Annotated in this window: 9 protein-coding genes; 8 read left to right on the top strand and 1 reads right to left on the bottom strand. The window is 63.2% G+C overall.

Annotated elements, in window-relative coordinates; genetic code table 11:
• The first annotated feature begins 1,277 nt into the window (after window positions 1-1,277).
• The 3 genes from QOL82_RS28795 to QOL82_RS28785 are packed head-to-tail and all read left to right on the top strand — an operon-like array spanning window position 1,278 to window position 6,793.
• Window positions 1,278-3,389 (top strand): HDOD domain-containing protein, encoded by a 2,112-nt coding sequence (locus tag QOL82_RS28795; protein WP_283445762.1) that lies wholly within the window; start codon window positions 1,278-1,280, stop codon window positions 3,387-3,389.
• A gap of 26 nt (window positions 3,390-3,415) precedes the next feature.
• Complete coding sequence (locus tag QOL82_RS28790) at window positions 3,416-5,602, top strand: EAL domain-containing response regulator (RefSeq protein ID WP_283445763.1); 2,187 nt, start codon at window positions 3,416-3,418, stop codon at window positions 5,600-5,602.
• A gap of 12 nt (window positions 5,603-5,614) precedes the next feature.
• Window positions 5,615-6,793 carry an SEL1-like repeat protein gene (locus tag QOL82_RS28785; protein ID WP_283445761.1) on the top strand — a complete coding sequence of 393 codons (1,179 nt, stop codon included), beginning with the start codon at window positions 5,615-5,617 and terminating at the stop codon, window positions 6,791-6,793.
• Between the two features lie 58 nt (window positions 6,794-6,851).
• On the opposite strand, the gene nhaR is transcribed toward QOL82_RS28785, so the two are convergent.
• On the bottom strand, window positions 6,852-7,766 hold the full coding sequence (gene nhaR, locus QOL82_RS28780; protein WP_283445760.1) for a transcriptional activator NhaR: 915 nt from the start codon (window positions 7,764-7,766) through the stop codon (window positions 6,852-6,854).
• Between the two features lie 107 nt (window positions 7,767-7,873).
• Between nhaR and QOL82_RS28775 the strand changes: the two genes are divergently transcribed.
• The 5 genes from QOL82_RS28775 to QOL82_RS28755 all read left to right on the top strand — a co-directional run.
• Window positions 7,874-8,215: an HPF/RaiA family ribosome-associated protein gene (locus QOL82_RS28775; protein WP_283445759.1), complete on the top strand. Its 342-nt coding sequence runs from the start codon at window positions 7,874-7,876 to the stop codon at window positions 8,213-8,215.
• Window positions 8,216-8,291: 76 nt separating this feature from the next.
• Window positions 8,292-9,254, top strand: coding sequence for a TerC family protein (locus QOL82_RS28770; RefSeq protein WP_283445758.1), 963 nt, complete (start codon window positions 8,292-8,294; stop codon window positions 9,252-9,254).
• 222 nt (window positions 9,255-9,476) lie between these two features.
• Complete coding sequence (locus QOL82_RS28765; RefSeq protein ID WP_283445757.1) at window positions 9,477-9,989, top strand: hypothetical protein; 513 nt, start codon at window positions 9,477-9,479, stop codon at window positions 9,987-9,989.
• Between the two features lie 137 nt (window positions 9,990-10,126).
• Complete coding sequence (locus QOL82_RS28760; RefSeq protein ID WP_283445756.1) at window positions 10,127-10,588, top strand: tripartite tricarboxylate transporter TctB family protein; 462 nt, start codon at window positions 10,127-10,129, stop codon at window positions 10,586-10,588.
• A 12-nt stretch (window positions 10,589-10,600) separates the two neighbouring features.
• On the top strand, window positions 10,601-11,757 hold a 1,157-nt coding region (locus QOL82_RS28755), incomplete at its 3' end, for a tripartite tricarboxylate transporter permease (protein WP_283445755.1).

Below are 11,757 nucleotides of genomic sequence, written 5' to 3'. Positions count from 1 at the left end.
CAGGACCGTGAAACGACTTAGCGCCGATGATAGTGCTGCAACCAGTGTGAAAGTAGGTCATCGTCAGGCTGTTACACCAGAAGACCCCCGTCGCCGTCAGGCGACGGGGGTTTTCGCTTTGGGGCGGCGGTTTTGTGGTGCTTGAGGGATCCCGACTGCAAAGTTGAATGAAGTTTGGCTTAGCCTCGGGGCTGCGAAGCTCGAAGCCCAATGGCAAAAGCTCAAGCTCAAGCTCGAAGCTCGAAGCTCGAAGCCCGAAGCCCGAAGCCCGAAGCCCGAAGCCCGACGCCCGACGCCCGACGCCCGACGCCCGACGCCCGACGCCCAAAGCCCGAAGCCCAGAGTCCGAAGAATTGAAGCCCAGAGTCCGAAGAACTGAAGCCCAGAATCCCAGAAGCACCAAAGCTCAAAGGCCCTGAAGCCGCGAAGCACCGAAGCCGCGAAGCCGCGAAGCCGCGAAGCACCGAAGCACCGAAGCCGCGAAGTACCGAAGTACCGAAGCACCGAAACACCGAAACACCGAAACACCGAAACACCGAAACACCGAAACACCGAAACACCGAAGTACCGAAGTACCGAAGTACCGAAGTCCCAAAGTCTCGAAGTTCCGCAACCGCACAGCCGCACAGCCGCACAGCCGCACAGCCGCACAGCCGCACAACCCGCAACCTGCAACCTGCAACCTGCAACTTGCAACTTGCAACTTGCAACCCGCCCCACTTTGGCGAAACTGACCGCCAGCAGCTAACAACCATCAGGTTCTGATTAGCGTCCCGATGCTCGTCAGCGATGTCTCCCGTTTGACACCCATGGCAGAGATTTACGCGCCCGGTTTATTCAACCCAAGCCCGCTACCGTTCCAGAGCACGGTGCGATTCCTCCACTCTTCGACGGGCTTCAGCTAATTCCGCACCGCCCCAATAGCTTGCCATTTGGTTGGATACCGTTGAGAAATGGAATGTGCCCAGACCGTGCAATCCCTCACTGGCTGTATTTCTCAAAGGAATCAAGTTGTTGCTGGTATACGCATTGGCCCCAATTTGTTGATCCAATGCAAGTTTTTAATGGTATTATTTGCAAGAAACTGTTAGTTCTGATTATTGCTGGGGAATAATACGAGTTTGCGAGATCCCGCGGCCGTTTGGTCCAACGAAGATCGCCTAGATCGATAGCGCACACTATCTTGATGTCGAGCCTGCTTGCAATACCGTTAAAAATATATGCAGCGATCCGAATTAGATATCCGAAAGCGGTTGGAGCAGGCGCATCTACCCACGATGCCGCAGATCCTTCTCAAACTGATCGAGCAATGCCAGGATGAAGACGCCGGCATGCCAGAGCTCGCCGCGCTGATATCCCAGGATGCGGGCATGGCGAGCACTATCCTGGCGGTCGCCAACAGTCCCGCTTATCACCGTAGCGGCGGGCGCAAGGCCAACCTGGACCAGGCGCTGATGGCGATCGGCACGGACATGATCAAGACGCTGGTGATCAGCGAGTCCGTCCTGCAGATGTTCAACGATTTCTCCAAGCCCGGGACGCTGGACCTGCGCGCGTTCTGGAAGCATTCGCTGACCGCCGCGGTGATGGCGCGCGATATCGCGGTCAAGATGAAACACGGGCATGTCGAGGAAGCCTACCTTGCCGGGTTGCTGCACGACGTCGGCAGGCTGGGACTGATGGCAGCCGCGCCGCAGGAATATGCCGTCAATTTTCACGCCAAGGACGACGCCAAGCTGTGCTGGGTGGAGCAGCGCACCTTGCAGATCACCCATGCGGAAGCCGGCGCGGCCATCATCGAGCGGTGGCAGATGGATTCCTTTCTCGCCGATGCAGTGCAATATCATCATGAGCCGGCCGCCCGCGTCGCAAGTGCGCACCCGCTGATACGCATCGTGATGCTCGCGCACCTGATGTCCAGTGCCGACACCGATGACGAGACGCTGGCGGAAGCGGGGCTGCTGTGCGGCCTCACCGCGCCCGATATCGAGGATATCCGCGGCAAGGCGGAGGCCAAGGTGGTGCGCGCCGCCGCTGCGCTGGGCATCGATCTCGCCGGTGCGGACGATATTGCGCAGCAGGCGGCCTATGTGCCGCCGCAGCCAGCCCCGCCGCGCAATCCCACGCAAGAAAAAATGGACGAGGAGATGCGCAACATGGTCCTCGCCTCCAATGCCGGCCGGTTTTTCGCGAAACAGACCGATATCGCGGGGCTGATGGAAACCATTTCGGGCTCGGCGCGCATCCTGTTCGGCTTCACCGAGGCCTTCCTGCTGATGACGGACAAGTCCGGGCAGGCGCTGATCGGCAAGCCGGGCAGCGGACAGGCAGAGCGACTGGCCGAGTTTTCCGTGCCGCTTGCCGATGGCGGACTCATCGCCGATGCGGCGCTGATGCGAAAGATCGCTTTCCTGCGGCGCGACGGGGAATTGCTGACCTTGCCCGAGGAGCAATTGCTCGGCCTGCTGCGCGCCGACTGCCTGATCTGCCTGCCGATGACGGTATCGGGCCGCTGCATCGGCATGCTGATCGGCAGCATCGGCGACTACCAGGCCGCGGAACTGCAGCGGCGCGACCGCTTTCTGCTGGCCTATGCATCGCAGGCCGCGAACGCATTGCAGGTCGCCAGCAGCAACCAGGCGCAGATCGACAACCGCATTGCCAGCGTCACCGACCAGTACCAGGCGGCGACGCGCAGGGTCGCGCATGAAGTCAACAATCCGCTGACCATCATCAAGAATTACCTTGGCATACTCGACAGCCGCCTGCGCAAGCAGGACATCGTGGTTGGCGAAGTCGCCATCCTGAACGAGGAAATTGACCGCGTCGGCCAGATCGTCCATGGACTGACCGACCTCGAGCCGGTCGGCAGCGGGCAGGCGGCCGAAGTGGGCCGCGTGGTCCGCGACGTGGTGCGGCTGTTCCGCGACACGGAGTACGTGCCGGCGTCCGTGACGATAAAAACGGATTTGCAGGATGAGGAAACCGTGCTCGAAGGCAGCGCCGACCTGCTCAAGCAGGTGCTGATGAACTTGCTGAAGAACGCGGTCGAGGCACTGACGGGCGGCGGGGAAATCGAAATCGTCGACTATGGACAGGTCAATCGCGATGGGCGACTGTTTGCCGAGCTGCGCATCAGCGACAACGGCGCCGGCATACCGCGCGATATCCTTCCGCGCCTGTTCTCGCCGGTGGCCAGCACCAAGGGCGGCGCGGGCCGGGGCCTGGGCCTGAGCATCGTGCACAGCCTGGTCCAGAAAATGGGCGGCACCATTACCTGCCGCAGCAGCAGCCGGGGCACGTCGTTCGACCTGCTGCTGCCGCTGGCGCTGCATCTTTCTCCCCCGGCGCAGGGCCATGCCAGCCAAAACGGACAGCGCGCACTGTGATCAACCAGCGAAATACCGCCCAACTGATGCCCCTGTTCGAGGCCGCGCCCTCGCTGCCCGAACGCGCATCGCTGCCATCGTCGCGGCCGTGCCGGCTGCTCCTGGTCGATGACGAACCGCGCCTGCTGGCAAGCCTGTGCGCGCTGCTGGCCGACAGCGGACATGAGCTGCACACCGCGACCTGCGGCAGCGAGGCGGTAGCCCTGCTGGAGCAGATGCCATTCGACCTGGCCTTGCTGGACCTGCGCCTGCCGGATTTCGGCGGCCACCAGATCATGGACGTGATGAACCGCAGGCAGCTCGATACCAACGTCATCGTGCTGAGCGGGGAAACCGGCATTGAAGGCGCGATCGGCGCGCTCAAGCGCGGCGCTTACGACTATCTGCGCAAGCCCTACGGCCGCGAGGAACTGCTGAGCACGGTGGAAAACGCGCTGCGGCAGCGGCGGCTGGAAGCGGACAACAAGCACATCGCGCAGCAGCTGGAACGTTCGGAAAAACTGTATCGCTACCTGGTCGACAGTTCGCCCGACATCATCTACACGCTCAATGCGGAAGGCCGGTTTTCCTTCATCAACGATCGCGCCCAGCAGCTGCTGGGCCTTTCCCGCAGCGAGCTGATCGGCAATCATTATTCCGACCTGGTGCACGACGAGGACATGGAGCGCGCCTACTATGTCTTCAACGAGCGCCGGGTCGGCGACCGCGCCAGCCGCAATATCGAGCTGCGCCTCAAGTCGGCGGCATTGCGCGACAAGGGGCCGGCTGTCGAGAATACCCTCGTGACGCTGTCGTTCAACTCGATGGGCATGTACGGCAACGCCAAGCAGACGGAAGGCGCCGAATTCTTTGGCACCTATGGCGTGGCGCGCGATGTCACCGAGCGCAAGCGGGCGGAGGCGATGATCTCCTACCATGCGTATCACGACATCCTGACCGACCTGCCCAACCGCATGCTGTTCAAGGACAGGCTGGGCCTGGCCATCATGCAGTCCAAGCGCAAGGAAACCGAACTGGCGGTCATGTTCATCGACCTCGACCGCTTCAAGCTGGTCAATGACACGCTGGGCCACATACGTGGCGACGAACTGCTGCAGCAGGTGGCGACACGCCTGAAGGCGGCGTTGCGGCAGGGCGATACGCTGGCCCGGCTGGGAGGCGACGAATTCACGATCTTCCTGCCGGAGCTGCTCAACAGGGACGATGCGCACGTGGTGGCGCGCAAGGCGCTCGAATGCCTGCAGAAGTCTTTTACGCTCGCCGGGAGCGAGGTGCATATTTCGGCCAGCATCGGCATCGCGGTCTATCCGCATGACGGCGAAACCATCGACGAGCTGCTGTGCCATGCGGACATGGCGATGTACCAGGTCAAGGGCCAGGGCAAGAACGGCTACAGTTTCTACGAGCCGTCCCTGCACGAGGTGTCGTACCAGAAGATCACACTGGAACAGAGCCTGCGCCGGGCGCTGGAAAATGACGAGTTCGAAATGTATTACCAGCCGCAGGTCGACCGGCCGACCGGCTGCATCATCGGCGTGGAAGGGTTGATGCGCTGGCACCACCCGGAACGCGGCCTGCTGTCGGCCGGCGAGTTCCTGCCGTTCGCGGAAGAAAACGGGCTGATGACGCCCATCAGCGACTGGATGCTGAAGGCGGCATGCCGCGACCTGGCGCTGTGGAATACCCAGGTCGAGGAACGGGTGCGGCTGTCGCTGAACGTGTCGCCGCAATACTTGGACTGCGGCGATTTCGTTGAAAAGATGAAGACCGCGCTCAACCGGCACGGTCTTTCGCCCTCGCAGATCGAGGTCGAGATCACCGAGAACATCTGCATCCGCAATCCGCAGTATGCGATCGAGCAGCTCAACAAGCTCGGGCAGATCGGCGTGAGCGTGGCCATCGACGACTTCGGCACCGGTTATTCGTCGCTGGCCTACCTGCATCGCTTCCCGGTCCATACCATCAAGATCGACCAGTCCTTCATCCGCGAGATCCAGCACATGCATGCCCATTACCCGGTGGTGCTGGCGATTATCTCGATTGCCAAGGGACTCAACCTGAACGTGGTGGCCGAAGGCGTCGAGACCGAAACGCAGGCGGCTTACCTGGAACAGGTCGGATGTACTACCATGCAAGGCTTTCTCTACTACAGGCCAGTGTCCAGCTCGCAGTTCCTGCAGCTGCTGCGCAAGAACGCGGCACGCTGCGCCTGAAGCGGGGCCCCGATGGAAGTCATGGAAATCAAGGCCGGCCCAGCCGTTTTTGCCAACGTTGCCAATATTGCCAGCGCGTCGACAGCCTCGGCGCAGTCGGAGGCGGACGAAGCCAATCGCCTGGGCATGATGTACAGCAGCGGCGACGGCGTGCCGCAGGACTGGGAGCAGGCGCGCGCCTGGTTCCGCAAGGCGGCCGACCGCGGCCATGCCAACGCGCAGTTCAATCTCGGCGTCATCTACAGCAACGGCCGGCGCGCGCAGGATTATGCGCATGCGCTGCTGTGGTACCGCAAGGCGGCCCAGCAGGGGCATGCGCGGGCACAGTTCAACCTTGGCCTGATGTACGGCACTGGGCAGGGCGTGCAGCAGGACCATGCGCAGGCGCTTTCCTGGTATTCGGAAGCGGCCGAACTGGGCCATGCGGGCGCACAGAACAATCTGGGCCTGGCATACGTGAACGGCCTGGGCGTGGCGCCGGATGGCGCAAGGGCGCTGCACTGGTTCCAGCGTGCAGCGGAGCAGAATGATCCGGCCGCGCAAAACAACCTCGGCCTGATGTACGCGACCGGCAAGTCCGTGCCGCAGGATTTCGCTCGTGCGGCCGCTTTCTATCGCCAGGCGGCGGAACAGGGCTACGCACTGGCCCAATATAATCTCGCCGGCCTGCTCGAGGCAGGCCACGGCATGCCGGCCGACATGGCGCAGGCAGCCGAATGGTACCGGCAGGCTGCGGAGCAGGGCCTGCCCAAGGCGCAGTACAGCCTGGGCCTGATGTATGACCACGGGCATGGCATGCCGCGCGATGCGCAGCAGGCCATGGCCTGGTACTGCAAGGCGGCCGAGCGCGGCAATGCGCATGCGCAGTTCAGCCTGGGCCTGCGCTACGACGCCGGCAACGGCGTGCTGCAGGATGCCGCCAAGGCTTTTTCCTGGTACCGCAGGGCGGCCGAACAGGGCCATGCGCGGGCCCAGTTCAACCTCGGCACCATGCATGCGCAAGGGCATGGCACGGATGCCGACCCGGTGCCTGCATGGGCCTGGCTCGACCTGGCGGCCGGCCACGGGATGTCGCAGGCGGCGCGCGCCCGGACATTGCTCGGCCAGCGGATGACGGCCGCGCAGCGCAGCGAGGCCGCCGTCCTGTCGCAGCAGCTCCAGGGCAATCCCGGTTCCGGTTCCAGTTCATAAGGCGCCGCCGCGCGTTTCCGCCGGCTGCGTTGCGCCCGGTGGCGAATAGCCGCGCCGCTTACGACTGGGCGCCTGCGCCAAACAGGGTGTCCCGGGCGGCGGTGCGGATGGCCACCACCGCGGGATGGGTCAGCCGGCGCTCCATGGATACGGCGTAAAACTGTTCGACCACCTCGCCGGTGCTGCCCAGGGTCTGCACCGCCAGCTGTTTCTTCAATCGTGCCGCGACTGCCTGCGGCGCACTGAAAATCCCGGTTCCCGCCTCGCCGAACGCCTTGAGCAGCGCGCTGTCGTCGAATTCGCCGACGATGACGGGCTTCACGCCGATGCGGTCGAACCAGCGCAGCAGCCGCGGCCTTACCGCCGCCTCCTCGCCCGGCAGCAGGAAGGGCGCGCCGTCCAGCGAATGGGGAAATCCCTTGCGATACTGCCTGGCCAGCGCCGGCGCGGCAAAGAACACCAGCCCGCATTCGCCCAGCAGGTGATTGAAGCCGCGCACTTCCACGTTGGCCGGCAAGGGGCTGTCGCCGATCACGATATCAAGCTGGTGGGTTGCCAGTTCGGCCAGGAGCTGGCGCGGCTTGCCTTCGCGGCAGATGATGCGCAGTCCCTGCGGCAGGCGCACCGCCGGTTCCAGCAGCAGATAGGCCATGCTCTTGGGCACGGCGTCGGTCACGCCTACCCGCAGCTGCAGCGGCCGCTCCGCCGGCCCGCGCTGCATCGCCTCTTCCAGCTCGCCGCCCAGCGTGAAGATGTCGTCCGCATAGCGCAGCACCATGCGGCCCATGTCATTGAGCTGGAGGCGCCGCCCGACCCGGTCGAACAGCGGTTGCCCCAGTATCTGCTCGAACAGCGTCAACTGGCCGCTGATGGTCTGGGCGGTCACATGCAGGCGGGCGCTGGCGCGGCCGATGCTGCCGGTCTTGGCCACCATCCAGAAATAGTGGAGATGCTTGTAGTTCAACGCGCCCATGCCGGCCTCTTCGGTTTTCTCGATCTATCAACAAGAGTTATTCGACTATTCAAGCAGTTAGGCCAATCCTATAGTGGTTCCACCACACACCCGCAGAGGAGAAGCAGATGAAAGTCGCCATGTATTCCCACAGTTTTGGCCTGACTGCCGCGCTGCACGAATATACGCTGCACCAGGTCCGTAATGCGCTTTCCCATACGCTGGCGCATGTGCAGCGGGTGACAGTCCGGCTGCGTGACCTGAATGGCGCGCGCGGAGGGCTGGACAAGCGCTGCGACATCCACGTGGTGATCGATGGCGCCGGACCGGTGATCACGACCAGCACCGACCGGGACCTCTATGCGGCAATCTCGCAGGCGGCCGGACGCATTGGACGCACGGTTTCCCGGCGCGTGCGCCAGCAGCGCCAGGGACGTGTCGTAAGGATGGTGCCCGAGCCGTCCGAGTAGCTTCGCCTTCATACCGTTCTTCGCCGCCATTGACGCCGGTGAAGAACGGCCGTAGTCGTTTTTTTCCGAGAAAATAATGACCGAGATCACAAGCTTCGCCACGCCGCCCATGTGGGCCGGCTTCGTCCTGTTCGTCATCGGCATGCTGGTCGTCGACATGGTGGTGCTGGGTGGCCGGCACGCGCACCGGGTATCGTTCCGCGAGGCGCTTTCATGGTCGATCACCTGGTTTGCTCTGGCGCTGCTATTCAACCTGCTGCTCTGGTGGTACCTCGACGACACCGTCGGCCGCGAAGTGGCGAACCGCAAGGGCCTAGAATTCCTGTCCGGCTACCTGATCGAAAAAGCACTCTCGGTCGACAATATCTTCGTGTTCCTGATGCTGTTCAGCTATTTTGCCGTGCCGGCCGAACTGCAGCGGCGGGTGCTGCTGTACGGCGTCATCGGCGCCATCGTCATGCGTGCGGTGATGATCCTGCTGGGCGCGTGGCTGATCAGCCAGTTCAGCTGGATACTGTATGTGTTCGGCGCATTCCTGCTCTTTACCGGCGTCAAGATGCTGATCTTCGCCAACAAGGAGCCCAACCTGGAAGCCAACCCGGTGCTGCGCTGGATGCGCCGGCATATCCGCGTGACCGACGACTATCACGGCGAAAACTTTTTTATCGTGCGCCAGGGCTTGCGCTACGCGACACCGCTGTTCCTGGTGCTGGTGCTGATCGAGATTACCGACCTGGTGTTCGCGGTCGACAGCATCCCGGCCATCTTCGCCATTACCAGTGACCCTTTCATCGTGTTCACGTCCAACATGTTCGCGATCATGGGTTTGCGCGCCCTGTATTTCCTGCTGGCGGGGATGGCCGACCGTTTCCATTACCTGAAATACGGCCTGGCCGTGGTGCTGGTTTTCATCGGCGGCAAGATGCTTGCGGCGCAGTGGGTGCACCTGCCGGTGCAGATCTCGCTGGGCGTAGTGGGCGCCATCCTGGCAATCTCGATGCTGGCCAGCCTGATGATGCCCGCGCGTCGCACGCCTTAGGTCCGGGTCTGAAAACGTTGGCACGGACATCCATGATAGAAACAGCGCCGGTGGCCGGGCCCGCGGCGGCCACCGGCGCCAAGGAGGATCCACGGCAATGTTTCGAACCAGGACGCGCACTGGCAAAAATCTGGAACGGGAGCGCCATGCCAGAAACTGGCGCGGCCGGATTGCCACCTACGTGAGCGCGCCGCCGTGGCGCCCTTCCGTGAATGTGATCCCATGTTTCTTTTCAGATCGAGGCTGCTGCATTTTTCCTTTCTCTTCCTGTGCGCTGCGTTGCTCGCATTCGGTGTCGCCGAAGGTTGGCGTTCTCCGGCCTTGCCCGGCGCAGAGGCGCACGGCGACGGGCAAGGCGGTATTTACCTGTACCGGCGCGGCGCGCTTGCCGCCTATGCGCAGCCGTTCCAGGTGCTGGTCGATGGCCGGACCGCCGGCTTTGTCGGCAATGCATCCTTTCTGCGGCTGCCGCTGGCGCCGGGCAGCCACCAGATCCAGGTCGCGCCTGGCGGACTGGCGCAGGTGACGACGCTAAAGGTCCAGGTGGACGCTGGCGGCCGCAGTTTTTACGAATTCGTGTTTCCCACCGGCTGGAACATGCGGCCTTCGTTCGAGGGCGCCGCGATCGAGGAGCGGGACGAAACGCAGGCTATTGCCGCTTTGGACGGGCTGCGTCGCATACCTGTAGCCGCTGGCAATGAAATGGCAATTAGCGGGCATCTACCGCACGAATAGGGATAAAAATTTGCGCGGAAGCGCATATGACCCCATTTTAATGTCAGTGGGTCAACATCCGGCATTGCATCCTGTAGCGTGATCGGCAAGAATCATGGCTGCTGTCCGCGTGACAAAAATACAGGAGACATTGCAGCATGCATATCAGGAATCAGAAGGACTTCTGGGCGGGACTATTGTTCGCCGCCTTCGGCTTGTTCTTTTCAGGGTTTGGCACCCGCTACACCTTCGGCAGCGCCGCCCGCATGGGACCGGGCTACTTTCCCACCGTACTGGGCATCATCCTCATCATTCTCGGCGCGGTCATCGTGCTCGGCGCACTGTCGCCCAAGGCCGAGGAAACCCGGGTCCAGAAGTTTTCCTGGCCCACCATCCTGCTCGTGCTGGGCGCCGTCGTGCTGTTCGGCCTGCTGCTCAACCGCGCCGGACTGGTCATTGCGCTCGCCACCGTCGTCATCGTCTCGAGCTACGCCAGCCACGAGTTCGGCTGGAAAGCCACGCTGATCAACACCACCGTGCTGATCGCGCTGTGCCTCGCGGTCTTCGTCTATGCCCTGAGTCTGCAGTTCCCGCTCTGGCCCACCTTCTTTGCCGGATAAGGAACGACTCTCATGGAAACCCTGATCGCCAATCTGTCCACCGGCTTCGGCGCGGTGCTGGCCTTTGAGCCGCTGACCCTGTTCGGCATGACCTTCAGCCTGCCGATGAACCTGGCCTACTGCTTCATCGGCGCCCTCATCGGCACCCTGATCGGCGTGCTGCCGGGCCTGGGCCCGGTCGCCACCATCGCCATGCTGCTGCCGGCGACCTACGCGCTGCCGCCGCTGGGCGGTCTCATCATGCTCGCCGGCATCTACTACGGCGCGCAGTACGGCGGCTCCACCACCGCCATCCTGGTCAACCTGCCCGGCGAGACCTCGTCGGTCGTCACCTGCATCGACGGCTACCAGATGGCCCGGCGCGGCCGCGCCGGCGTGGCGCTGTCGACCGCCGCCATCGGCTCCTTCGTCGCCGGCTGCGCCGGCACGCTGCTGCTGGCAGCCTTCGCCGTGCCGCTGGCCGAGGTGGCCTTCAAGTTCGGCCCGGCCGAGTACTTCTCGCTGATGGTGCTGGGCCTGATCGGCGCGGTGGTGCTGGCCTCGGGTTCGCTGATCAAGGCCATCGCGATGATCGTGCTGGGCCTGTTGGGCGGCATCATCGGCACCGACGTCAACACCGGCGTGTCCCGTTATGCATTCGACATCCCGGAGATGGCCGACGGCATCGGCTTCGTGGCCGTGGCCATGGGCGTGTTCGGCTTCGCCGAAGTGATGACCAACCTGGAGCAGAAGGAGCACCGCGAGGTCTTCACCAACAAGGTCACCAGCATGTTCCCGACCAAGGATGACTTCAAGCGCATGTTCGCGCCCATCGTGCGCGGCACCGTCCTCGGTTCGGTGCTGGGCATCCTGCCGGGCGGCGGCGCGTCCCTGGCCTCGTTCGGCGCGTACTCGCTGGAAAAGAAGGTCAGCAAGAACAGCAGTGAATTCGGCAAGGGCGCGATCGAAGGCGTGGCCGGTCCGGAGTCGGCCAACAACGCGGCTGCGCAGACCTCGTTCATTCCGCTGCTGACGCTGGGCATTCCGCCAAACGCGGTGATGGCGCTGATGGTGGGCGCGATGACGATCCACAACATCCAGCCGGGCCCGCAGGTCATGACCAGCAACCCGACGCTGTTCTGGGGCCTGATCGTGTCGATGTGGCTGGGCAATGCGATGCTGGTGATCCT

The organism is Noviherbaspirillum suwonense, from assembly GCF_900182955.1.
Taxonomy (GTDB): Bacteria; Pseudomonadota; Gammaproteobacteria; order Burkholderiales; family Burkholderiaceae_D; genus Noviherbaspirillum_A; species Noviherbaspirillum_A suwonense.
Note: the sequence above shows the minus strand (reverse complement) of the source record. Positions and strands in the feature narration are given on the sequence as shown.